Below are 22,594 nucleotides of genomic sequence, written 5' to 3' on the forward strand. Positions count from 1 at the left end.
GGAAAACCGCTAGATCGAAGCGAGTTGAGCAGCGTGCTTTGTATGAAACCAACAAGCAACCAGGTCCTCGGCACAGGATCACTTGAGCCCGTGGCCCAACTCACGGCTTCACCCGCGACCACCCGAACAACGCGGCGAACACGAGCGGTAGCGCTGTGATGACCAAAGCGGCCCGCACCGACAGCGCGTCGGCCAGAACTCCCCCGGCCAGCGCCCCCGTGGGCTGCCCGATTCCGAAGGTCACCATGCGTCCGGCCAGGTTGACCCTCCCCTGTAGCCGGTCGGGCGTCGCGAGCTGACGCACGGTGAGCCCGTTGACGATCACGATCGTCGAGGTCAGGCCCCACAGCGCGGTGCAGGCCACGGCGAGCCACCACAGGTCCACTCCGGCCAGCAGCGCGAGCACACCGACCCCTGCGGACAGTCCTGATGTCGTCACTCGACGGGGCGGGCACGCTTCGCTGATCTTGGGCATCAGGACGGTCGCGGCGAACGACCCGGCGGCCAGCGCGCTGAACAGCACTCCGACCTGTTCCGGGGCGGCGAAGACGCGGAAGGCGTAGACGACGATCAGACCGGACACCGCGCCGCCCGCGATCGCCTGACCGACCCCCAAGGCGGTGAAGAGCCGGACTGTGGGTTCCCTCCAGAGGAACTCCAGTCCCTCCCGGATGTCCGCTTTGAGGGAGATTCGCGGTTCCGGGGCCTGGTTCAGCGGCCTCAGGATCATTCGGACGAGCACGGCGGAAACAGCGAAACTGAGCGCGTCGAGAGCCATCGTCCCGGCCGGGCCGATGGCCGCGATGAGGACTCCGGCCGCGGACGGGGCCGCGATGTGCACGGCGGTGGAGGCGCTCCAGATCGCGCTGTTCGCCTTGATGAGGTTCTCGCAGCCGACGAGCGCGGGCACGGCGCCGAAGTTGGCCGCGTCGAACCACACGTTCACGCTCGCCACTCCCCCGGCGACGAGCAGCAGGTGCAGTGGCTTGAGTGCGTCGGCGGCCGCCGCCACGGGCACGCTCGCGAGGAGCCCGGCGCTGACGAGGTCCGTGACGACCATGACCGTGCGCCGGTGCATGCGATCCACGAGCGCGCCCGCGAGCAGCCCGAACACGAGGTACGGCGCGGCGGTCAGTGCCGCGAGTGCTGCCGTGTGCACGGCGCTGCCGGTGAGCGAGTACATGAGGACGGGCAGCGCGACGCCCGACACCGCGGACCCGGCGGTCGAGATCACCCTGGCGAGCCAGAGCTTCCCGAACTCGCGGTCGGCCCAGAGCGTCTGTTGATCAGGATTGCGGAACTCGGATCACATCCCCGGGGTGGATCACGTTGGGGTTCGTGATGATGTGCGGGTTCGCGCGGACCAACCGGGTGTAGAGGTTGCCGTTGCCGTAGAACTGCTGGGCGATCCCCCAGAGCGTGTCGCCGGCCTTGACCGTGTACTCCTGGTAGACGCGGTAGCCGGGCACGATCCGCGGCCCGTACACCACCGGCACGATGATCTTGTCGAGCTCGGCGCCGTCCTTGGGCGACACCCAGAACACCTCGACGTAGAGCCGGTCGAGCGCGAACGACGCACCGGACACGTCGACGCTCACCTGGAACTGGCCGTGGCCACCCGTGCCGTCGCCGGCCATGAACCCGCCGGTGACCTCGTCGTGCCCTTCGTGGATGCGGTAGTTGAACTGCGCCTCGAACGCTCGGCCCGCGGTGCCGCCGATCAGGACGTGGCTGCCGACGAGGCCGAGCGAGCGCGGTTGCTGAACATCGATGGACATGTAGTCCCCCTTCCACCCCTGTATGTCGTGGGGCGGAACGGGGGCGTTGCCCCGGGTCACCCCGGTGGCGCAACGTCCAAGTGGTGGAGGACGGAGTCGAACCGCCTTTGCCGGAGCTCCCGTTTTACAGACGGGCGGGGCTCCACAGCCCCATCTCCACCATTGTGCAAATGCATTTTCTACCGCTCTGAGCTGCGGTGATGTGACTATCTTGAGGGTTCTGACGGGTTTGGCTCAACCGATTATTCGAAACGTGTTCCGGGGTGCGGGCGATATCCGGGACGTGAAGGTGGTGGGGCGGAGTCGCGAGCTCGCGATGGCGCGGTCGTGGCTGGCGGCGGAGAGCGGCGGGCTGGTGCTGTGCGGCGGTGAGCCCGGCATCGGCAAGACGAGGCTCGCCCAGGAGCTGGCCGGGCATGCGCTCGCGCTGGGTCGTGAGGTCGTGTGGGGGCACTGCGTCGAAACGTCTGGCGCGCCGGCGTTCTGGCCGTGGCGGCAGGTCCTGAAGGCGGTCGGCGCTGACCCCGACGTGGTGCTGGCACACGACGCCGAGGTGCCGCAGGACAGATTCCGGGTGTTCGACGCGGTCGCTTCCGCGCTGGACCGTCCCGGCCTGGTGATCGTGCTCGAGGACGTGCACTGGGCCGACCAGGCGTCGTTGCTCGTGCTCTCCCACCTCGCCACCCAGTTGCGGCCGGTGCTGATCTTCGCGACGTTCCGCGACCCGTGCCCGGCGGTCGCTGATCTCATGCGCTCGGCGGTGCTGCGCATCGACCTGCACGGCCTGTCCCACGACGAGGTCGCCGAGCTGGTCGGCCTTGAGCGTGCTGCCGCGGTCATGTCGTTGACCAGCGGAAACCCCTTGTTCGTCACGGAGATCGCACGTGCGGTGGACGACGGGACTTGGCGCCCGGACCAGCCGCCGCGCAGCGTCCGGGACATCGTGACCGGGCGTCTCGCGCGGCTGTCGTCCGATGCGCGGGAGCTGGTGCGCACAGCCGCGTTGATCGGTCGCGACTTCGACGTTGACCTCGCCGCCAGCGCTTCCGGGCTGCCGATCTCCGCGTTGGACGAGGCCACGCCGTTGATCGACGCGACCGGGCACCGGTTCACGCACGCGCTGACCCGCGATGCCGTCGAGGCCTCGCTCACCACCGCCGAACGCCGGGCGATCCACCGCCGGATCGCGTCGGCGATGACCGACAGCACGCGCTATGCCGACGTTGCCCGGCACTGGAGTGCTTGCGGGGAAGCAGAACTGGCGCGTGCGTGGACGATCCGCGCGGCCGAGGACGCGGTGCGGCGGCTGGCCTACGAGGAAGGCGTGCGGCTCTACCGGGCTGCGGCGTCCATTCAGGACAGCTGCGAGGTGCAGGTTGCCTTGGGCCGCGCGGCTTACTTCTCGGGTGATCTCGCGGGATGTGTCGAAGCCGCTCAGCGCGCCGCCGAGCTGGCCTCGACGCCGGAACAGCTCGCCGAGGCCGCGCTGGTGCTCGAAGCCGCACCGGGCGCCGGGGTGAACGCGGTCGCGACCCCGTTGTGCGACAACGCACTCCGGCAGCCGGTCAGTCCCGCGACCCGCGCGCGGCTGCTCGCCCAGCGCAGCCATCTCGCGTTCTACCGCGGCGAACAGCACCGCCTCGACTCGGTGAGCAGCGAAGCCCTGGTGCTGGCGCGGCAGAGCGGCGACGACCGCGCGCTCGCCGAAGCCCTGCACGCCCGGCAGGAGGCGTGCCCCGGCCCGTCCGGTCGTGCGGAACGGCTCGGGCTCGCCACCGAGATGATCGACCTCGCGCACCGCACGAGGAGTCCCCGCGGTGCCATGTGGGGCTCGATGTGGCGGATCCACGCGTTGATCGAGAGCGGCTCACTCGCTGCCGCACAGGAAGAACTGCCCGCTTTGAAGCTCGCTTGCGACCGGGTCGGCGGCGCGGTTCCGTTGTGGCACCTGGAGATCGTGACGGCCTGCCTGGCTCAGGCGCAGGGACGGTTCGATGAGGCGCGTTCGGTCGGCCGGCACGCCTACGACCGCATGCGGGTGATCGAACGCGAACCGGCTTCCGGCGCGTACTTCGCGTTGCAGTGCGGTCTGGCGTGTCATCTGAGCCCGACCGAGGACGGTTTGGAGCTGGCCCGCCACTTCCACGACCCGCCGCCGCGGTTCCGGCTGATGTCGAAGCTGACGCGGGCGTTCCTGTTGCTGCGCGCGGGTTTCCGCGACGAGGCACTGGAGTGGTACCGCCGCAGCGGCCCGATCGCCGACTGGGACCTGCCCGCGTTCTTCGTGGTGCCGGGCCTGGTCGACGCCGTGCTCGTCACATCAGGGCTGGGCCTGCTCGACGACCTCGCCGAGATCCTGCCGCGCCTGGAGGCGTTCCGCGGCGAGCACGCGGCCGGCAACGGCGTCGCGTACATGGGGCCTGCGTCGCTGGCCTTGGGCCGCGGGCGCCTGGCTTTGGGTGAGTACGAGGACGCTGTCGTGGACCTGACCGCCGCCAAGGACGAGGCGTCTCAGGCGGGCGCGGCTGCGTTCGCGGCCGAGGCTCGCTGGCATCTCGCGGCCGCGTTGCGCGCGTTGGGCCGTGACGCCGACACCGTGCAACGCGCCGCCGACCGCGCCATCCGCACGTTGGGCATGACCGCGTTCACCGTGGCCGAGCTGAGCAGCCGCGAGCACGAGGTGGCCCGGCTGGTCACCGACGGCCTGACCAACCGCCAGATCGCCACGCGGCTGGTGATCTCCGAACGCACCGCGCAGAACCACGTCCAGCACATCCTGACCAAGCTCGGCTTCAGCACCCGCACCCAGATCGCGGCGTGGATGAGTACCCGTCCGAGTACTCCGGCGGATGGCTGACCAGCTCGTTCTTCCTAGGTTTGGAGCCACACCGCACCGAGGAGGAACACCATGTGGCTCACCATCGCGACCCCGCCCACCCAGTCCCTGGACAAGCTCGACCAGATGATGGGCGCACTCGTCCCGGACGGCCTGCGCGCCCGCTACGCCTGCCAGGCCGACGGCAAGTTCCAGATCATCGCCGTGTGGGAGACGAAGGACCACGCCGACCGCTTCTTCCGCGAGACCCTCGGCCCCGTGCTGGCTCGTGTGCTGGGCCCGGAACCGGCCGGCGCCCCCGCGGTCACCGGCTACGAGGTGCTGCGGGAGTTCGTGCCCGTCAGTTGAGGACGGCGATCGACACGTTGAGGGCCGCCGCGAAGCTCACCCACGCCAGGTAGGGCGCGAGGAGCAGCGCGGCGGCCCTGCTGCGCCACCAGAACACGACCACCACCGCGACGATCGCGAGCCACAGCAGCACGATCTCGGCGAACGCGACCCCGTACCAGCCGAGCCCGAAGAACAACGGCGTCCACGCCGCGTTCAGCACCAGCTGCACCCCGAACACGGTCAGCTCGGCCCGCGACGCGCCGTTCCGCCACGCCAGCCACCCGGACGCCGCGATCATCGCGTACAGCACCGTCCACACAAGACCGAACAGCCACGCGGGAGGTGCCCAGCCCGGACGGCGCAGCGCGAGGTACTCGTCGCCGGCCGAGATCGAGAACAGCGATCCGACCACGGCGGTCACGACGACAGCCACGATGAACACGAACAGCACCCGGACGGGGTGGTGCCGCAGCGGCAACGTCGTCATGAGGAACTCCCGAATGGCAGAGCGCGGATGATGGCGAGCACCGTCGCGCGACTCGGGGCCGCGCGTTCGGCGTCGTCGAGCAGGGAGATCTCGTCCGCCAGCACTGCCTGACGGATCTGGTCGGCGACGCCGGGAAGCTCCCACCGCAACGCCTCGACCAGCCTGCCCCTCAAGGCACGCCCCGCCGGGTCGTCGGACGGCAGCACCTTCCAGTGCGCGCGCAGGACGCGCTCGGCCACCTCCTCGCCCCCGACCGCCCACAGCAGGCGGATCATCCGGTCGGCGAGGCCCATGCCCCGAAGTCTAGATTCGATTCAAAATCGTTTCAACCGCAGCGGCGAGCGTGCCCACGCGCTGGACGTCTCCTGAAAGCGGCACGTCCTCCCAACCTGGGCCCGCCACCAGCACGTGAGTCCCGGCCAGCTCCGCCAACGGCACCTGATCCGCGTGCACCCGATCGTGTGCCCACACGAACACCACCTCCGGCGCCAGCCGCTTCACGGCACTGACCAGCGCGGTGGCAGGCACCCGAGCGCCGAGGTTCCGCGACGCTTGGCCCCGCTCGGCAAGGGCAGCAGCGAGCACGTCCAACGGCAGACTGTGCTGCTCCTCCGGCGCACACGCCAGCAGCACCGACGGCACCCCGGCCGCCGCCCCCGACACCCTCATCGCGTCGGAGATGCTGAGGCTCGCGACGTGCTCGACCTCGACCCCGGAGGCCGTCGCCGACACCCGTTCACCCAGCTCGACCAGGAACGGCATCAGCACCGCGTCCCACGTGTGCACGACGCCGTGGCGAGCGATCAGCCCCACGGCCACCCGGCGCATTCGTGCCGCGTCGAGCTCGTCGGCCGCAGCCCAGAAGTCGGGGTCACCGGACGACGTCAGCGAGGCGGCGGCCGACGCGGGCGCGACACCCGACGCGGTGAGCTCGACCATGCGCTTGAGGCGCACGACGTCGTCATCGTTGTACCGCCGGTGCTTGCCCTCGTGGCGCGTGCTGGGCCCTAGGCCGTAGCGGCGGTCCCAGGTGCGCAGGGTTGTCGGCGAGATGCCGAGCATCCGCGCGACCGCTCCGGCACTCCACTCCACCGCTCACCTCCGCTGCAACGATTTTGAATCGTAATGCGACGGCGCGGGTAACGTGCGGATCGACCCGAACGAGCTTCAGATATGACAGAGCGGGAGGACGGCAGCCCTCACCCCGGTGACGGCTCCGTGTATGAAGAACCCGAAGGAATCGACTACGCCGAGTCCGACGTCGTTGCCTGCGACGAGACCTGAGCCGAACACCTCGGACCGTCCTGATCAGACGGTCCGAGGTGGATGAACCCTACTTCTTGCCGGTGAACAGCGCCTTCACCTGGTTGCCGCGCCTGCGCAGCCCCCACTTCGTCACCCGGATCAGCGCCTCGCGGACGATGTTGCCGCTCATCTTCGACTCGCCGAACTCGCGCTCCAGGAACGTGATCGGCACCTCGCGCACCCGGAAACCGAGCTCCAGCGTCCGCCACAGCAGGTCGATCTGGAAGCAGTAGCCGGCGGAGGCGACCGAGACGAGGTTCAGCTTGCGCAGGGTGTCCGCGCGGAACGCCCGGTAGCCGCCCGTCATGTCCCTGATCGACGCGCCCAGGGCGAGTCGCGAGTAGAGCGAGCCGCCGAGCGAGAGGAACTTGCGCTTCGCCGGCCAGTTCACGACCTCGCCGCCGGGCACCCAGCGCGAGCCGAGCACGAGGTCCGCGGAAGGCAGCGCGTCCAGCAGGCGGTGCAGCTGCTCCGGCGCGTGCGAGCCGTCGGCGTCCATCTCGCAGATGACGCCGTAGTCGCGGTCGAGCGCCCACTGGAAGCCCGCGACGTACGCGGCGCCCAGGCCGGCCTTCTCGGTGCGGTGCATCACGTGGACGCGGTCGTCGGCGGCGGCCATCTCGTCGGCCAGCTGGCCGGTGCCATCGGGGCTGCCGTCGTCGACCACCAGCACGTGCACGTCGGGCAGTGCCGTGTGCAGTCTCTTGACGATCTTTCCGATGTTGTCCCGCTCGTTGTAGGTCGGGATCACCACCAGCACCTGCCCGAGTTCCTGGTCAGGCTGCTGCGCCATTCGAGTCCTTCCGTCGTCGTGTGAAGCCCAGCGCCAACGCCACAAGGCCCGCAGCGGTCAGCACCCACTCGGGCCAGGCTCCTAGCCAAGTCGCCAGCGTAGTCTGTGACCTGAGCGGCAGTGTCGCGACCAGGGCATCGGGCACGAACAGGCCAGTCTTTTGAGTGACGGAACCGTCGGGCTGGACGATCGCACTGACCCCTGAGGTGGCCGCCACGACCACCGCCCGGCCGTGCTCCACGGCACGTACCCGTGACATGGAAAGCTGCTGGTAGGTCATCTCCGTGTAGCCGAACGTGGCGTTGTTCGTCGGGATCGCGATGATCGTCGCGCCGGCCTTCACGGAGTCGCGGACGACTGAGTCGAACGCCACTTCGTAACATGTGTCAAGTGCGACCTTCGCGGGCCCCATGACGAAACCGTCCGGGTCCGAACCGGGCTGGAACACACCGGCACGGTCCACGGTGGACGAGAACAGCCGGAAGAACGAGCGCATCGGCATCGTCTCGCCGAACGGCTGCAGCTTCCGCTTGGTGTAGGTGTCGGTCGGCCCCTTCTCCGGGTCCCACAGCACCACCTGGTTGCGCGGCAGCCCGTCGCCGCGATCGACCACCACGGCACCCACCGCGATCGGCGCCTTGATCGCCTTCGCGGCCGCGTCGATCACCGCGGCGGCGTCGACGTTGCGGAACGGGTCGATGTCCGACGAGTTCTCCGGCCAGATCACGACGTCCGGCTGCTTCACCTTGCCCGCTGCCACATCGGCGGCGAGCTCCATGGTCTTTCGAGCGTGGTTGTCGAGCACCGCGCGACGCTGCGAGTTGAAGTCGAGCCCGGCGCGCGGCACGTTGCCCTGGATCGCCGCGACCGTCACCGTCCCGGCCGAGGCGTCCACCCCGACCGGCACCGCGAACCCCGCGAGCAACGGCACCACGACCAGCGGCGCCCCGAGCTTCCAGTTCTTGAGCACCCAGAACAGCCCGAACCCGGTCAGCGCCACCGCGAACGACACCAGCGGCGCCCCGCCGAGCGACGCCAGCGGCAGGAACCACCCCTCCGGCTGCCCGAACGCGATCTTGCCCCAGGTGAAGCCACCGAACGGGAACACCCCGCGCAACGCCTCGTCCGCCACCCACAGGCACGCCGCCCACAACGGCCAGCCCGGCACGCGGGAGATCGCCGCCATCGCCGTGGTGCCGATCGAGATCATCAGCGCGCACGCCAAAGCCAGCGGCAGCCACGCGATCAGACCGACGAACTCACCCGTCCACCGCAGCAGCGGCACCATGAACCCGAGCCCGAACAGCACGCCGTACCCGAACCCGGCCCGTGCTCTGCGCTCGTAAATCGTCCAGGCCAGCAGCGCGAACCCGACCGGAGCCAGGAACCACAGCGGACGCGGCGGGAAGCTGAGGTAGATCAGCACACCGCCACCGACGGCGAGTGCCATGCGCAACAGCACCGGAGGGCTCAACCGGCGCCTGCGGACGGGCATTTCCGGCGATTCCGGCGCGATGGGGGGTGCGACCACCCGATCAGCCTACGAGGCCAGGGAGTACACAGGAGATATGGCCTCCGGCTTTCCCGTTGCACGCGGGATCCGACCCGCGAAGAGGGGACGGCCTGGACCCAATACGATCATCGTTGTGCGAGCCAGGTATCGCTATCGGATCGAGCCGACCGACGCGCAGCGGGCCATGCTGGCACGCACGTTCGGGTGTGTCCGTGTCGTGTTCAACGACGCGATCCGGTACCGAGACGAAGCATTCCGAGCCGGCGAGAAGCCATCACCGACGGATGTGCAGCGGCGCGTGATCACCGAAGCGAAGAACAGCCACGACAGGTCCTGGCTGACCGAGGTCGCGTCGGTCGCGCTGGTGCAGTCCGTGCGGGACGCACACCGCGCTTACACGAACTTCTTCGACTCGATGAAGGGCAAGCGCCGGGGACGCAAGATCGGCAGGCCGAGATTCAAGTCCCGCAAGGCCACACGGCAGTCGTTCCGCCTCACGCGCAACGGCTTCAGCATCAGGCCCGACGGTCGGCTGTACATAGCCAAAGTGGGAGACATACGGGTTCGGTGGTCGCGCGATCTGCCCTCAGTCCCCAGCTCGGTGACGATCATTCGGGAACCAGATGGCCACTTCTACGCCAGCTTCGTGGTCGAGATCGAGCAAACCCCACTGCCGCTGACAGAACAGGAAGCAGGTATCGACCTCGGCATTGCCGTTCTTGCGACCGTGGTGAATACCAACGCACAGCACACCGAAATCCCGAACCCAAGACATATTTCAGGCAAACAACGCAAGCTGACCCGCCTGGAACGACAAAAAGCCCGCTGCGCCAAGGGCAGCGCCAACCGTGCGAAGTCCTGCCGCAGGATTGCGAGACAGCACGGCAGGGTGGCTCGTTGCAGGCGCGACCTTCACCACAAACTGGCCTTCCGCCTGATCCGCGAGAACCAAGCGGTCTACGTGGAAGATCTGAACATAGCGGGAATGCTGGGCAATCATCGGATGGCGCGAGCAATCTCGGACGCCGGGTGGGCGCAGTTCGTCCGATTGCTGGAAGAGAAAGCGGAGAAGTACGGCCGGACGGTGCACAAAGTGTCGCGATGGCGACCGAGTTCGAAGATGTGCTCCGGTTGTGGGCAAATCACGGACACGATGACGCTGCACGTCAGGACATGGACCTGCCCCATGTGCAAGTCAAGGCATCACCGAGACCGCAACGCGGCTCAAAACATCCTCGCCGCCGGACGGGCGGAGAGGCGAAACGCCTGTGGAGCCTCGGTAAGTCCTCCCTTAAGGAAGGCGGTGGGCGATGAATCAGGAAGCACCCCGGGAGCGGTATGACCGCACGGGAAACCCTGGTCCTCGGGCCAAGGCGCACGTCAACTATGTCGATCTCGTGGTGCAACGCTTGTCGACGGACGGACACCGCGAGGCAATCGTCGGCGGCGACACCCGGCTGACCCGCTCACAGGCCCGCGACCTGCTGTTTCGACTCGCCGACGGACTCGTCCAACGCGGCATCAAACCTGGCGACGGTGTGGGTGTGTACGTCGGCAACACCCCCGAGGCGGTCCTGCTGAACCTGGCGGTCCACCTCCTAGGCGGCCGGCTGGTCTACATCCCTCCGGAGCCCGGCCCAGCAGAGCTCAAGGCGCTCGTCGAACGCGCCGAGGTCGCGGGCGTCGTGGTCGACCCGGAGTTCGGCACTCAGATCGACGGCTGGCACCTCCAGGACCTCCCGGGCGAGCCGGAAGAACGCACCCCCGCGCCCGAGTTCTCGACCGTCTCCTACACCGGCGGCACGACCGGGCTGCCGAAGCTCGCGGTGCACCGGCCCAACCGCGACATCGCTTCGGATCCGCGCGCGTCCATGCCTCCGATGAACTTGCTGTGCAACACCCTCATCACCCACGGCAGTGGCGCCTCCACGGCGAAGGCCGCACTGCTCAGCGGGTCGAAGCTCGTGCTGGGCCCGTCGAAGTTCGACGCGGACACGTTCATCAGGCTGGCTCGCGACGAGCAGGTCACCATGACCGTCTTCGTGCCGCCGATGATGTACGAGGTCCTCGACCACCCCGACTGCCCGGGCCCGCAGTTCAGCGTGATGGTCGGGGGGTCGGCTCTCGCCCCGCGACGGCTGCGGCAGGCGATCGAGAGGTGGGGCCCGGTCGTCAACCAGGGCTACGGCCTGACCGAGGCGCTGGGCATCACGATGATGCCCGCCACCGAGATCGACCTCGACCGGCCGGACACCTTGCGCACGGTCGGCAAACCGCACCCGCTCATGGAGGTCGAGACCCGCGACGGCGACGTGTGGGTGCGCGGACCGTTCGTGATGGAGGGCTATTGGGGCGAACCTCCGTTGAGCGAAACGGCCGACGGCTGGTTCAACACCGGCGACATGGGCTACTTCGACGACGACGGCCACCTCTACCTGAACGACCGCAGCAAGGACGTGATCGTCACCGGCCGGACGTCGGACAACGTCTACTCACGGTTGCTTGACGACTTCCTCGTCACGCTTCCCGGTATCCGGCAGGCGGCGGCGGTCGCGCAGCCGGACGAGGCGCTCGGCGAAGCGGTGCACCTGTTCCTGGTCACCGACGGCTCGGATGTCGATGTCGACAGAATCCGTGATTCGGTCGTCGCCGAACTGGGTGAGCTTTACCAGCCCAGAGGGGTCACGATCGTTGACCGATTGCCCCTCACCAACGTGGGAAAGGTCGACAAGCGCAAGCTTCGTGCCCTGTTTCGGTAAGGTTCGGAGTAAATCAGGAGGTGACGGATGCCCCGTCCAAGCGTGGAAGCCGAACGCAAGGCGCAGATCCTCGCGTCCACCTGCAAGGTGATCGCGGCAGAGGGTTTCCGCCACCTCCGGGTGTCCGACGTGGCGAAGGACGCCGGCGTGTCCGGCGGAACGGTCCACTACTACTTCGAGACCAAGCGCGAGCTGACCGACGCCGCGTTCGAGCACTGCTTCGAACTGTCGGTGACGCGCCGCCGCTGGATCCTCGAGTCGGACGAGCCGCCGCTGTCCCGGTTGCGCATGGTCGTCGAGTCGTACCTGCCCGAGGGCGCGGAGACCGTCGAGGCGTGGAAGGTCTGGGCCGAACTGTGGGTCGAGGCGATCCGCAACCCCGAGCTGCAGGAGCTCAACGAGCGCTTCTACGGCGAGTGGCGCGACATCGTGGCGAGCATCTTCCGCGACGGCCAGGCGTCCGGTGACATCCACGCGCCCGGCGACCCGGTGGAGCTGGCGAACATGATGGTGAGCATGCTGGACGGCCTCGCGCTTCAGGTGCTGGCGGGCTCGAAGGCCATGACGGTCGACGCCATGCGCACCACCTGCCTGAGGTTCGTCGACCAGCTCTCCACGGCGTCCGTCGGATAGCTCAGCCCGCCGACGGCGAGGCACAGGGTCAGCAGCAGCGCGACCGGCGTGCGCGTGAAACCGAGGAACAGCAACCCCTTCGGCACCGGCACGGTCTCCGCGAACCGCTGCGCCTCGCTCAGCAGCAGCCCGGCGAACATCAGGAACACCACCACGAGCGGCAACGTGCGTCCCATCGCACCGACCGCGACGAGTGAACCGCTGGTGATGACGACGATCGCCGCCGTGAACCACCAGTGATGCGGCGAGTGCCAGGGCCCCTTGGCACTGCGGGCCATCAGCCAGTTGCCGAACAGCACCGCGACCGCGGTCAGCACCAGCACCCGCATCGCCGTCGGCACGCCCTGCCCGTCCGGCTCGTAAGCCATGGGTACGTAAGCGATCCCGAGCGCGACGAGCGGCAGCACGGCGAAGGTTCGCGCGACCCGCATGGCCGCGACCCGGTGTTCCTGGTTCGGCCTGTTCGCCGCCTTGACCCGCGCCTCGTTCGCCTCACCGAGCTTGCTGCGCGCGGCTTCGGCGTCCCCTTGCTCCCAGACGACCCACACCAACCCGAGGAACACCACGACGCCGAGCACCACCGCGTACCCGGTCAGTTGCCGCGGCCCGTAGACCCAGCCGACAGCCCCGACCAGAACGCACAAACCCAGCCGTATCAACGATCCCAGCTCCGGCCGGGCACTGCGCCACGTCTTCTGCGGCCACGACGTCAGCACCAGCCGCCGCGTCACGAACCACACACTGGCCCCGAGCGCCACGGCCGCGATCCACATAGCGAGCCCGACCCCGGGCTGCCGCAATGACCTCGTGTCGCCGAACAACAGCAGCGCCACCACGACAGCTGTGACCGCCGCCGGAACCCTGAGGCGCCCCAACGCCCACAGGTGCGCCCGCACCCACCGGTCGCGGTTGCGCCACGCCGACTCACCGGCCACCAGCCCCAGCAACCCGAGCGCGCCGTAGCCGACGGGATTGCCACCGAGGTGCGCTATGGCGAGCACGCCGATCGGCACCGCCCGCGGAATGGGACTCTCCGCGAGAGTGACGCTGCGCAACGGCGACGGTTGCGCATTCAGTTCCTTTGTCCGAAGCCACTGCCAAGCGCGCCACAGCAGTGGGACGTACACCGCGATGAAGACCGCGTCGACGAGGAGTGCAATGCTCATCTCGGCCTCCCAAGGTTCGGGACAACCGTGGAGTCGCAGGTCACAGCCTCGGGGTTACCTGCTTTAGCTCGTCCGGGTGAAATCAGGGTTCATCCCCGATGCAACAGGTGGACTAGTTGCCGCATTGTGGGTATATGACCACGACAGTTGCATTGAGCAGGCCCAGGACCAACCGGATGATCGCGGGTGTGTGCGCGGGGCTCGCCCAGCGCTGGGGCATGAAGGCGGGCACAGTGCGCCTTCTGTTCCTGCTGTCCTGCCTTCTGCCGGGACCGCAGTTCGTCGTCTACCTCGTGCTGTGGGTGATCATGCCCGACCGCGGCTACTGATTCACTGGCCGGGTGCCAGAAAAACTGACCGTCGACCTGCACCCGATCTACCGCAGCGACCGCGACATCGCCGCCGCGGTGCGCACCGTGCTCTTCCGGGCCGCCGGGGAGAAGGTGCCGCTGGTGGAGATCATCGTGGGCAAGGGTTCGGGGAAGCTGCGGGGCCGGGTGCTCGCGATGCTGAAGCAGCCTCACGTGAAGAAGCTGTACCGGCGCGTCGAGGTGGCGCCGGGCAACGACGGAATGGTGCTCGTGCACCTGAAGTAGGTCAGGCGCCGACCAGCCGCAGGAACGCCTCCCACGCTGCCGGGCTCACCGGCACGTGGGCGGCGGGCGCTTTGGAGTCCCGGATACCGATGCCGCGACCGATCTCGACGCAGTCCGAGCTGGTAGCGCTGTAGCTGCTCTTCCGCCACTCCGCCATCCGAGTCGCCTCCTCAGGACACGATGCTGGTGATCAACTCCCTCGATTCTTCCTTACCGAGGGCGACGCGGTCCATCATCTTCAGCGCGTCCTGGTAGAGGCTGACCGATGCCTTGTCGTCGAGGAACAACGCCGAGTTCAGCCCGCCTTCGAAGACGACCGGCTCGTACTTCTCGAACTTCAGCAGGGTGAAGTCACTGGTCAAAGCGCGACCCGCGGGAAGCACTCGCAAGGTGATGTACGGCCGCACCAACATGCGGAGCAGTTCGTGGAGTTGCGCCCTCAACACTGCGTCGCTACCCACCGGCGAGTGCAGCACCGGTTCGTACAGATAGAAAACGAACTTCTTGTGCCCCGCGACGATTCCTCGGCGTTCGGTCCGAGCCGCGACCCATTCCCAGATGTTCTCGTCCTCGACGAACGGCGAGTCCTCGGCCAAGGCGCGCGCGTACGGCTCGATCTGCAGCAGTCCGGAGATGAACAGCGAACTCCAGTGCACGATCTCCTTGGCGAGCCGTTCGTGCAGGATCAGCGTCCGGACGTGGGGCGGCAGCACTGACTCGTAGACCTGCAGCCACCCCTTCTCCCGCGACTCCAGGAACAGACCCTTCAGATACTGGAACTCGTCCGGCTTGACGCCACACACTCCGAGCAGGAAGGCGAACTCTTCGAGCGACGTGCCACCCTTGCCGTTGACGAGATCCGACAACTTGGCGTGCTCCCAGCCGAGCCGCCGGGCGAGCTCAGCCTCCTTCATGCCGGTTCGTGCGATCATCTCGCGGAGGCGCTCACCGAACTCTCGTCCCAGCACTGTGGACACTCGCTTTGGCATGGCTCGAAATTAGCGCCGTGACGCTTCCGTCCACTATCGTTTCGGGCCCAAAATGACCTGAAAGAAGCAGATGTAGAAGGGTTCTACGGATTCAGCCGATCGTCACCACCCGAGCCCAGTCGGGTGGCAGGCGTGGGCGGTAGTCGGGGTCGTACTCGCGCACCCGACGCTCCCGCTCGAACAACCCCACCACCGTCCGACAGGCGGGTTTCGCGTCGGGCCACGGCGTGTGGCCGTCGGTCAGAGCGACGACCACATCGGGGCGTGTGCGCAGCGCACGAGTGAAGCCCTCGCGCAGATCCGTGCCACCACCACCGATCAACGGGATCCCTTCCGCAGCACACAACGGCCCGGTGATGTGGGCGGCGGCATCGCAGGACATGACCGAGACGAGGTCACGCCGTCCACCCACCGCCCGGACGATCGCGGCGATCTCCAGAAGCGCGCTCCCGAGTTCGGTGTCGCTCACCGAACCGGACGTGTCGACGATTACGACGACCCGCGGCGGACGGCGGCGCAGGCTCGGGAGCACGACTCCGGGCACGCTGGCTGACCGGCGTGCGGGGCGGCCGTAGGTGTAGTCCTCCCCCACTCCGGGGCCGGACACCGCTGAACGCACGGCCGCGCCCAGCAGGTCGCGCCACGGCTGCGGCGGGTGGAACGCCTCCTCCGCCCACCGCTGCCAGCCGGCAGGAACTGAGCCCGGCGAAGCGTTGATGCCTTGTGCCACGCGGAATCTGACGGCGTCGCGCTCCTGGACGCTGAGCCCGTGCGCGCCATCGGGTCCCAGGTCCCATGCCCGGTCCAGGCCGTCCGCGCCGCTGCCGCAGTCGAGCCACGCGAACGCGTTGGTCAGCCGCCCGAGCCGGAACTGGCGCAGGTAGTCCTCCATCAGCTCCCCCGGAGACAACCGCAACGTCTCCGGCTGGACCGCGCCCTCGGCGCATTCCAGGCCGTCGCCGAACACGTCGTCGTTGATCTCGCAGTCCGCGGCGATGTTCATCCGCAACCGCTCTCCCGGCCCGGCCAGTTCGTTAGCGATCGCGTATCGGTCGCCGCGCCCGTGGTGGTCGCGGAGCAGGTGCGAGACCTCGTGCACCCACACGCCGGCCAGCTCCTCCAACGGCGTCCGGGAGACGAACGCCGGTGAGACGTAGCAGCGCCAGTGACGGTCCACGGCCATCGTCGGCACCTGCCGCGACTCCACTACGTGCAGGGCGAACAAAGCCGTTGCCAGGTAAGGACGGCACCGGACCGCGTACAACCGCGCGGCGAACAGCTTCTCGGTGTCCATCAGCGCGCACCCACGAGGTCGGCTCGGGCCGACAACGACACCGCCCCGGCCAGCTTCTCGATCTCCGCCGGAACCTGCCAGTCGTCCTGCCGCAGCGATGCCAACGTGGCCGCGGGCACGACCACCAGGTCAGGTGCCCCGGTTTCCAGTGCCAGCACCAAAAGCGCCCACGCCGCGTTCCAGCGGGACTCCTCCGGACGCTTGCGCACCGCCGCGACCACACCGTCGAGCACCACCTGACGCAGATCGCCGCGCTCGGGCAGAACCGCAGACGCCGGATCTGCCAACAACGTCTCGGGGTCGGGCAGGTCCATCCGGTCCAGGCTCGCGAGGAGCTCCAGACCGGGGCCGTCCCCCACCGCGCCCCGCACCAGCGTCGACAGCACCTCGCGAGAAGTGCTTGCGGCGGTGGCGAAAGCGATCAGCCGCAACGCCATCTCCCAGCTGCGAGGCGATGGCCACGCTCCGCCACGGCGTGCTTCGTTCTTCGGGAGCTGATGCACGAGGTTCGGCCGCACCGCGAGAAGTTCGCACACGGCCCGCCGAGCGAAGGCGACCGACTCGGTCAGTCGCGAGGAATCCAGCTGTGGCAACGATGCCTGAGGCCACGTGCCACCCAGGCCTCGCACCACGACGTCGTGGTCGTACGTCCACTGCAGATGGACGAACCTGTTGGCCAGCGGCGGACTCAGCTCCCAGCCGTCGGCGGCGGACGATCGCGGGTTCGCGGCGGCCACGATCCGGATGCCAGGAGGAAGCTTCAACGCGCCGACCCGGCGTTCGAGCACAACCCGCAACAACGCGGCCTGGACTGCAGGAGGGGCAGTGGACAACTCGTCCAGGAACAGGAGCCCGTGGCCATCACGGACCAGCCGCACCGCCCAGTCCGGCGGCGCCATCGGCACGCCCTGAGTGGCGGGATCGTCGCCCACCACGGGCAGGCCGGAGAAGTCGGACGGCTCGTGCACGCTGGCGATCACCGTCGTCAACGGGAGTCCGAGCTCGTCGGCGAGCTGGGTGAGGGCCGCGGTCTTGCCGATTCCCGGCTCGCCCCACAGCAGTACGGGCAGGTCGGCCGAGACCGCGAGCATCAACGCCTCCAGCTGGAGGTCGGTGCGTGGCTCGGTGGTCGTGTCGTTCAGGAGTGCGAGCAGAGCAGCAGCAGTCATGATCACCTTCGAGGTCAGCAGAAAGCGGCGAGACCGGCGCGGTAGAGGCCGTGCAGCACCTTGCGGCGCGCGGCCGTCTCCAGTTCGTCGCGCAGTTCGCCGTCGCGCAGGAGCGCGTCGGGTCCGAGGAGGTCTTCGACCACGGCGAGAGCACCGGCGGTGTCGCCGTGGTCCAGGCGGGCGCGCACGTCCACGAGGCTGGCCGGATGCCGGTGTGCCGCGTCGATCGCTTGCAGGCACGGCACACCGTTGCCTCCCAACGCGACCAGCAGCTCTTCGCGGCGGATCTCATCAGGCGAGTGGTCCAACGGCACGAGCACGCCGTCCACGACGCCGATGCGGTGCGTGGAGCCACGGCACTGGACGAGACGTGAATCCCTTGGCGTGCCAGGACTTCGTGCCACAGCGGACGTGCCGAGAAGCGCGGACGCGACCAGCGGGTGCAACCGATCGGCGTCGATCAGCCCGGCGCGCAACAGTTCCACGTCGGGAGGCACCCAGATCGAGGCGTCGGGCAGCTGGAACGGCTTGCCCGGAGCGTCCGGGTTCAGCACGATTCGACGCCGGTGACCCAGCCGCACGACGACGGGTCTGTCCGCACCGCCCAGCAACGCGGCCTCGCCCTGCCACCGCTCGGGCGGGTCGCCGCACGACCGTTCTCGCAGCTCAGAGGCCCTACGTGCGTCCCAGAGGTGGCGGTGCTGGTCGAGGCGGAAACGCCGATCGGGCCGAGGCGAGTCCAGCAACGCGAGGCTGATCCGTTGGCCGGCGCTCGCCCACGCCGGCGGCGTCCGCGCGACCAGGTGCAGCTCGCCGTAACGAGCCAGGGAAACGGTGAGCCCCGGCCGCAGCAGACCGTCGGGACTGATTCGAGGAAAGTGCCATCGCAGCAGGTCAGGAGCCAGGTGACGCAGATCAGCGCGGATGGTGGACGCGACGTGGCTGCCGTGAACACGGCTCACAGCACGAAGGTTCAGATCCACGTCGACCCGCGCGGCAGCACAGGCAGCCGACCAGTCACCCGCAAGGCGGCGGGCGGTCGCGGACTCGATCATCGATGCCGGCACGGCGAACTCGCGCACGTGCGACCAGAAAGCGAGGCGGGAGTCGTTCGCGGTCAAGTGCATCAGCACTCACCTTGAGCGAACGAAACCCCCGATCTGTTCGAGGTGGTGATCATCGCCGCAACCGTAGCAGGGCGCGCAAGGGACTTTCACCGGTCCGAGTCCACCGGGATGCCCTCAAGCTCCTCCGTGACGCTCGTGAACGCCTCCGGCTGCACCCGCAACACCCCGCTGAACGGATGCGTCATGCCAAGGCACAACGCACACACGAACGCGAGCACCGCAGCGGTGACGGACATCTGCACGACGTGCCGCGCCCGAGCCGTGAACCCGATGAGCAACGGGAACACGATCATGCCGATGGCACCGACGATGGTGCCGATGAGCATGAACTTCCCGGTGTTGTCGAGCCCGCCGGCCTGGTCCAGCCGGTCACGCCGCAGGTCCGTGATCTCCCGGATCCGCTCCAGCACCCGCTCCCGCGCGCTCTTCACCTGGTCCGGAGTGGACGGCAGCGTCAGCACCTCGGTGTGCAGCGAGTTCAACGTCGACGTGGTGCTGTCGTCGGCCGAACCGTCGGCCAGCGCGGGCCATTCCTTGTCCGCCACCAGTTTCGGGTACTCGACCAGCAGCGAGCGGATGCGATCACGTTGCGGTTGCGGCATCACACCGGTCTGCCAGTACGCATCTGCGATGGCGGCGGCCTCACGGGCCGCGTTGTCCTCGGCAGCGCCGTTCTCCTCCCACACGATCACCATGTAGAACGCCAGCGCCACGATGAACAGGCCGGAGACCACCGCGCCCAGGAATCCGCGGGAGTCGGCGTCGCGGTCGTCTGCCTGTTCGTGTGCGCGGGAGCGGCCGAACAGGAGACAGGCGGCGATGGTCACGACCACCGACGCGACGACGATGACGAGCGCGGTCCACATGGCCTCCATCTCCCCACACCCCACCGCCGTTTGACCACCAACACCACGCTTCTCGGCGGTCTTCCCCGCCCATCAAGAGCAATGCGGCGTTGATCAAGCACACAGCAAGTCCACATCGGATGACACACGCAGAAGCCGTTGACACGAATAGGAGAACCGAACCACGAGCGTCCTCGACGGAGAGTGAGCACGCCGTGATCAACCGCCGGTGACAACGACCGGAATGCGTGCCAACCTGTGCGCCGAAGCCGACCGGGAAGGCGTCGCATGCGCGTACCGATCCTCATCGCCGTCGTCCTGCTGGTTCCGCTGCTCACCCCCGGCCCACCGGTGGCCGCCGCCGAGGTGTGGCACACCCAGTTCAACGACGCGGTGCGCGGAGACGTCGCGGTCGTCGGCAACAGCGTCGTCACCTGTCCGACGCCCGAACAGGCGGGGCCAAACCCCAAGTACCCACCGCAGTCCTGTGTGGACGCGATGAACCGCAAGGGTCACGGCCCGTCCGCGCAGAACAACGGCCATCGCATGTCGTGGACCGACAACGACAACGACGCCAGAACGTTCAACTCGTCCAGCGCACAGCTCACTCTCCCATCCGGGGCGAGCATCGCCTACGCCAAGCTCGGCTGGGCGGGCACCGCGACCTGCCACGGCTCCACGGAACTGCCACCGGGCAGCCCACGCGACCCGGTCCTGCTCAACGGCACGAGCATTACCCCAGGCCAGTTCGTCATCGACTCCCCCGACGACCTCGCGAACACCGACAACGCCTTCTACAGCGCCGAAGCCGACGTCACGAAAACGATCAGGCCCGGCACTGTCACGGTCGGCAACGTCTGGACGCCCCAAGGGTTCGACTGCTTCGGCGGCTGGTCCCTGACCGTCGTGTGGAAGTCCGAAACAGCAGCACAGCGCCACATCTCGGTGCACGGCGGGCACATCCGCCTCCCCACCAAACGCCCGGTCCTGAGCACCCCGATCGCCCCGACGCACGCAGCGGGCGGCGCGACCCGCCTGAGCTTCACGGCCTACGAGGGCGACTGGGCCACCGACGGCGACCAGCTGCTGGTCAACGACTCCTCGGTCGCGGGCCGCAACGCATTCCTCTCGCAGGCCCAAGGCGCTCCCGCCCTCAACAACATGAGCGTCGACGCCCGCACGGTCACCCTGACCGAAGACCTGCCCAAACCGGGCACGAAGAGCGCCGACCTGACGTTCCGCAGAGCCGAGGACGCCTTCCTCGTCCAAAGTGTCGCGTGGTCGTTCCCACTGCCCGAACTGGCGCTCAACGTCACGCCGGAACAACCAGCCGCTCATCCCAAGGACAACGTCACGCAAACCGCGACCGTCACCAACACCGGCGACGCTCCCGCGGCGGACGTGACGGTGTGCGGGCAGAAAATCGGCACAATTGCCCCACACGCCAAATCCACCCGCACGTGCACGTCGCAAGCTCAAGAAGACGACTACCAGACCACTGTCACCGCAAACGGCAGCAGCCTCGCCGGCGACCCGCTAACCGCGCAGAAGTCGGCAAAGGTCGACGTACTGCATCCGGCATTGCGCGCAACCACGACAACCGAACCAATGACCGCATTGCCGGGACAGATGGTCAAATTCTCAACAACTGTCACGAACACCGGCGACACCCCGTTGTTCGACCTCAACGCGCGCACGGCCACCAACGGCTGCAACCCCATGCAAGGTCAGCTCGACCCCGGCGCCACCACCACCGTCGACTGCACGGCGAAAGCAGGCGATGAGACGGGCACGCTCACGTCCACCGTCAGCGCCACCGACAAGATCGGCAAGAAGGTCGACGCCAGCGCATCGGTGCAGGTCAGGGTGATCTACCCGAGGCTGACGATCACCGCGCTGTGGTCGAAGGACAGGGCAGAGGACGGCGAGCTCGTCACGGTCACGGTGACCGTCGGCAACCCGTCGGACTTCCCGATCAAGGACGTGAAAGTCGAAGGCGAGCCCGCCGCGTGCCACCGCACGTTCCCGGAACTGCAGCCGAACCAACGCCTCACCTACACCTGCCAGGTCGCCGCGCCGGTTAATTCTCGGTTGACGGTGTCGGGCGCCGGAGCGGGTGCGGCCATCAGTGAAAGTGCCGTCGTGCGGATCGAATCGCTAAACGCGCCACTGCCTCCCGAGCCGCGACAGCCACAGCCGCAACCTGACGAACCGGCACCTCCACGGCCGGTCGCGCACGTTCAGCAGCTGTCGAAACCGGCCGTCGGTGGTGTGGCCGCGGTAATCGGCGTGATCGGCATGGTGATCGTCGCGAGCGCGTTTTCCGGCCTGGGAAAGCGGTAAAAGTCTGAAAACGTTTGCAATTCCAGAGTGAACACATCCGTGTTCCTGCGGCCCGCAATGCGGTAGAAGAGGCTCATGGAGATCACCGCCTTCCTGGACCGCAAGCTGGCCCGCCGGTTCCGGACCTACGACTCCGACGGCGACGGGTTCATCGGGCGGGACGACTTCACACAGGCGGGCGAGCGCACCACCAAGGCGTTCGGGCTGCCCGACGACGACCCGAAGGCGGTCCGGTTCCACGCCATGCTGGCCGGGCTGTGGGACCAGCTCCACTCGGTGACGGATCAGGACCACAACGGGCGGATCAGCCTGGAGGAGTACAAGAAGGCGTTCGCGAACGGGCTGCTGGAGACGCCGGAGTCGTTCGACGAGGGGTACGCGCCGTTCCTGGACGCGATCATGGCGATCGCGGACGAGGACGGCGACGGCAAGCTCACGATCGAGGAGCACATCGCGTGGACCGGCGCGCTGATGAACCTCTCGGAGGCCGACGCGCGCGGGATCCACGACCTGCTGTCGGACGAGGACGGGTTGCTGTCCACCAGGGCACTGCTGGAGGCGATCCGCGAGTTCTACTTCTCGGAGGATCCCGCGGAGGCCGGCAACTGGCTGCTCGGCTCGCTGGACTGAC

The 22,594-nt window shown here is 68.1% G+C and carries 22 protein-coding genes, 1 tRNA gene and 1 pseudogene; 9 read left to right on the forward strand and 15 right to left on the reverse strand.

All coding sequences use genetic code 11. The annotated features are described in order from the left end of the window. Positions 1-100: 100 nt before the first annotated feature. From AB0M24_RS16205 to AB0M24_RS16215, 3 genes and pseudogenes are all read right to left on the reverse strand, one after another. A pseudogene (locus AB0M24_RS16205) lies at positions 101-1,249 on the reverse strand (MFS transporter); the annotation flags it as partial. Between the two features lie 37 nt (positions 1,250-1,286). Beyond that, positions 1,287-1,778, reverse strand: a complete 492-nt coding sequence (locus AB0M24_RS16210; protein WP_363767225.1) for a Gmad2 immunoglobulin-like domain-containing protein — start codon at positions 1,776-1,778, stop codon at positions 1,287-1,289. 81 nt (positions 1,779-1,859) lie between these two features. Further along, positions 1,860-1,939, reverse strand: a tRNA-Tyr gene (locus AB0M24_RS16215). 131 nt (positions 1,940-2,070) lie between these two features. On the opposite strand from AB0M24_RS16215, the gene AB0M24_RS16220 reads away from it, so the two are divergent. Both AB0M24_RS16220 and AB0M24_RS16225 read left to right on the forward strand, forming a co-directional pair. After that, on the forward strand, positions 2,071-4,635 hold the full coding sequence (locus AB0M24_RS16220) for an AAA family ATPase (RefSeq protein ID WP_363767228.1): 2,565 nt from the start codon (positions 2,071-2,073) through the stop codon (positions 4,633-4,635). A 51-nt stretch (positions 4,636-4,686) separates the two neighbouring features. Then, entirely contained in the window at positions 4,687-4,962 is a 276-nt protein-coding gene (locus AB0M24_RS16225; RefSeq protein ID WP_363767231.1) for a hypothetical protein, read from the forward strand. Here the strand turns inward: AB0M24_RS16225 and AB0M24_RS16230 are convergent. From AB0M24_RS16230 to lnt, 5 genes are all read right to left on the reverse strand, one after another. Then, on the reverse strand, positions 4,955-5,431 hold the full coding sequence (locus tag AB0M24_RS16230; RefSeq protein ID WP_363767234.1) for a TspO/MBR family protein: 477 nt from the start codon (positions 5,429-5,431) through the stop codon (positions 4,955-4,957). The genes AB0M24_RS16225 and AB0M24_RS16230 overlap by 8 nt on opposite strands. Further along, on the reverse strand, positions 5,428-5,724 hold the full coding sequence (locus AB0M24_RS16235) for a hypothetical protein (RefSeq protein ID WP_363767236.1): 297 nt from the start codon (positions 5,722-5,724) through the stop codon (positions 5,428-5,430). Before AB0M24_RS16235 ends, AB0M24_RS16230 begins: the two co-directional genes overlap by 4 nt. Positions 5,725-5,734: 10 nt before the next feature. Beyond that, positions 5,735-6,523: a MerR family transcriptional regulator gene (locus AB0M24_RS16240; protein WP_363767239.1), complete on the reverse strand. Its 789-nt coding sequence runs from the start codon at positions 6,521-6,523 to the stop codon at positions 5,735-5,737. Between the two features lie 241 nt (positions 6,524-6,764). Beyond that, the gene (locus AB0M24_RS16245) at positions 6,765-7,529 is read right to left on the reverse strand and encodes a polyprenol monophosphomannose synthase (RefSeq protein ID WP_363767242.1); all 765 of its coding nucleotides are present in this window, start codon (positions 7,527-7,529) and stop codon (positions 6,765-6,767) included. Further along, entirely contained in the window at positions 7,513-9,060 is a 1,548-nt protein-coding gene (lnt, locus tag AB0M24_RS16250) for an apolipoprotein N-acyltransferase (protein ID WP_363767245.1), read from the reverse strand. Before lnt ends, AB0M24_RS16245 begins: the two co-directional genes overlap by 17 nt. Before the next feature lie 115 nt (positions 9,061-9,175). Here lnt and AB0M24_RS16255 point away from each other — a divergent pair, with 115 nt between their 5' ends. From AB0M24_RS16255 to AB0M24_RS16265, 3 genes are all read left to right on the forward strand, one after another. Continuing rightward, positions 9,176-10,384, forward strand: coding sequence for a transposase (locus AB0M24_RS16255; protein ID WP_363767248.1), 1,209 nt, complete (start codon positions 9,176-9,178; stop codon positions 10,382-10,384). 67 nt (positions 10,385-10,451) lie between these two features. Next, entirely contained in the window at positions 10,452-11,801 is a 1,350-nt protein-coding gene (locus AB0M24_RS16260) for an AMP-binding protein (protein ID WP_363767251.1), read from the forward strand. A 27-nt stretch (positions 11,802-11,828) separates the two neighbouring features. Then, positions 11,829-12,434: a TetR/AcrR family transcriptional regulator gene (locus AB0M24_RS16265; RefSeq protein WP_363767254.1), complete on the forward strand. Its 606-nt coding sequence runs from the start codon at positions 11,829-11,831 to the stop codon at positions 12,432-12,434. Here the strand turns inward: AB0M24_RS16265 and AB0M24_RS16270 are convergent. Further along, positions 12,338-13,600 (reverse strand): hypothetical protein, encoded by a 1,263-nt coding sequence (locus tag AB0M24_RS16270; RefSeq protein WP_363767257.1) that lies wholly within the window; start codon positions 13,598-13,600, stop codon positions 12,338-12,340. The two genes, AB0M24_RS16265 and AB0M24_RS16270, sit on opposite strands and share 97 nt — an antisense overlap. Positions 13,601-13,734: 134 nt before the next feature. On the opposite strand from AB0M24_RS16270, the gene AB0M24_RS16275 reads away from it, so the two are divergent. Together AB0M24_RS16275 and AB0M24_RS16280 are read left to right on the forward strand one after the other, a co-directional pair. Further along, a complete protein-coding gene (locus tag AB0M24_RS16275) occupies positions 13,735-13,929 on the forward strand; it encodes a PspC domain-containing protein (protein WP_045313734.1) in 195 nt (64 codons plus the stop codon). 12 nt (positions 13,930-13,941) lie between these two features. Beyond that, positions 13,942-14,196 (forward strand): Smr/MutS family protein, encoded by a 255-nt coding sequence (locus tag AB0M24_RS16280; protein WP_363767261.1) that lies wholly within the window; start codon positions 13,942-13,944, stop codon positions 14,194-14,196. Between the two features lies 1 nt (position 14,197). Here the strand turns inward: AB0M24_RS16280 and AB0M24_RS16285 are convergent, their stop codons facing one another. From AB0M24_RS16285 to AB0M24_RS16310, 6 genes are all read right to left on the reverse strand, one after another. Then, the gene (locus AB0M24_RS16285; RefSeq protein ID WP_363767263.1) at positions 14,198-14,353 is read right to left on the reverse strand and encodes a DUF397 domain-containing protein; all 156 of its coding nucleotides are present in this window, start codon (positions 14,351-14,353) and stop codon (positions 14,198-14,200) included. Positions 14,354-14,366: 13 nt separating this feature from the next. Beyond that, the gene (locus AB0M24_RS16290; RefSeq protein WP_363767266.1) at positions 14,367-15,185 is read right to left on the reverse strand and encodes a helix-turn-helix transcriptional regulator; all 819 of its coding nucleotides are present in this window, start codon (positions 15,183-15,185) and stop codon (positions 14,367-14,369) included. Between the two features lie 91 nt (positions 15,186-15,276). Further along, on the reverse strand, positions 15,277-16,479 hold the full coding sequence (locus AB0M24_RS16295) for a VWA-like domain-containing protein (protein ID WP_363767269.1): 1,203 nt from the start codon (positions 16,477-16,479) through the stop codon (positions 15,277-15,279). Continuing rightward, positions 16,479-17,648 carry a MoxR family ATPase gene (locus tag AB0M24_RS16300; RefSeq protein WP_363767272.1) on the reverse strand — a complete coding sequence of 390 codons (1,170 nt, stop codon included), beginning with the start codon at positions 17,646-17,648 and terminating at the stop codon, positions 16,479-16,481. Before AB0M24_RS16300 ends, AB0M24_RS16295 begins: the two co-directional genes overlap by 1 nt. 14 nt (positions 17,649-17,662) lie before the next feature. Next, on the reverse strand, positions 17,663-18,775 hold the full coding sequence (locus tag AB0M24_RS16305; RefSeq protein ID WP_363767275.1) for a hypothetical protein: 1,113 nt from the start codon (positions 18,773-18,775) through the stop codon (positions 17,663-17,665). A gap of 86 nt (positions 18,776-18,861) precedes the next feature. Then, a complete protein-coding gene (locus tag AB0M24_RS16310) occupies positions 18,862-19,650 on the reverse strand; it encodes a hypothetical protein (RefSeq protein ID WP_363767278.1) in 789 nt (262 codons plus the stop codon). Between the two features lie 258 nt (positions 19,651-19,908). On the opposite strand from AB0M24_RS16310, the gene AB0M24_RS16315 reads away from it, so the two are divergent. Next, the gene (locus AB0M24_RS16315; protein ID WP_363767281.1) at positions 19,909-21,963 is read left to right on the forward strand and encodes a hypothetical protein; all 2,055 of its coding nucleotides are present in this window, start codon (positions 19,909-19,911) and stop codon (positions 21,961-21,963) included. Between the two features lie 75 nt (positions 21,964-22,038). Then, positions 22,039-22,593, forward strand: a complete 555-nt coding sequence (locus AB0M24_RS16320) for an EF-hand domain-containing protein (RefSeq protein WP_363767284.1) — start codon at positions 22,039-22,041, stop codon at positions 22,591-22,593. Position 22,594: the final 1 nt, after the last annotated feature.

Source organism: Lentzea sp. NPDC051838, assembly GCF_040681245.1.
Classification (GTDB): Bacteria; Actinomycetota; Actinomycetes; order Mycobacteriales; family Pseudonocardiaceae; genus Lentzea.

Bases quoted from the DNA above. Each gene is read 5' to 3' on its own strand.
- AB0M24_RS16225 (WP_363767231.1), top strand. From the start codon at position 4,687: ATGTGGCTCACCATCGCGACCCCGCCCACCCAGTCCCTGGACAAGCTC.
- AB0M24_RS16245 (WP_363767242.1), bottom strand. From the start codon at position 7,529: ATGGCGCAGCAGCCTGACCAGGAACTCGGGCAGGTGCTGGTGGTGATC.
- AB0M24_RS16305 (WP_363767275.1), bottom strand. From the start codon at position 18,775: ATGCACTTGACCGCGAACGACTCCCGCCTCGCTTTCTGGTCGCACGTG.
- AB0M24_RS16275 (WP_045313734.1), top strand. From the start codon at position 13,735: ATGACCACGACAGTTGCATTGAGCAGGCCCAGGACCAACCGGATGATC.
- AB0M24_RS16320 (WP_363767284.1), top strand. From the start codon at position 22,039: ATGGAGATCACCGCCTTCCTGGACCGCAAGCTGGCCCGCCGGTTCCGG.
- AB0M24_RS16265 (WP_363767254.1), top strand. From the start codon at position 11,829: ATGCCCCGTCCAAGCGTGGAAGCCGAACGCAAGGCGCAGATCCTCGCG.
- AB0M24_RS16285 (WP_363767263.1), bottom strand. From the start codon at position 14,353: ATGGCGGAGTGGCGGAAGAGCAGCTACAGCGCTACCAGCTCGGACTGC.
- AB0M24_RS16310 (WP_363767278.1), bottom strand. From the start codon at position 19,650: ATGGAGGCCATGTGGACCGCGCTCGTCATCGTCGTCGCGTCGGTGGTC.
- AB0M24_RS16230 (WP_363767234.1), bottom strand. From the start codon at position 5,431: ATGACGACGTTGCCGCTGCGGCACCACCCCGTCCGGGTGCTGTTCGTG.
- AB0M24_RS16235 (WP_363767236.1), bottom strand. From the start codon at position 5,724: ATGGGCCTCGCCGACCGGATGATCCGCCTGCTGTGGGCGGTCGGGGGC.
- AB0M24_RS16210 (WP_363767225.1), bottom strand. From the start codon at position 1,778: ATGTCCATCGATGTTCAGCAACCGCGCTCGCTCGGCCTCGTCGGCAGC.
- AB0M24_RS16290 (WP_363767266.1), bottom strand. From the start codon at position 15,185: ATGCCAAAGCGAGTGTCCACAGTGCTGGGACGAGAGTTCGGTGAGCGC.
- AB0M24_RS16270 (WP_363767257.1), bottom strand. From the start codon at position 13,600: ATGAGCATTGCACTCCTCGTCGACGCGGTCTTCATCGCGGTGTACGTC.
- AB0M24_RS16300 (WP_363767272.1), bottom strand. From the start codon at position 17,648: ATGACTGCTGCTGCTCTGCTCGCACTCCTGAACGACACGACCACCGAG.
- AB0M24_RS16295 (WP_363767269.1), bottom strand. From the start codon at position 16,479: ATGGACACCGAGAAGCTGTTCGCCGCGCGGTTGTACGCGGTCCGGTGC.
- AB0M24_RS16315 (WP_363767281.1), top strand. From the start codon at position 19,909: ATGCGCGTACCGATCCTCATCGCCGTCGTCCTGCTGGTTCCGCTGCTC.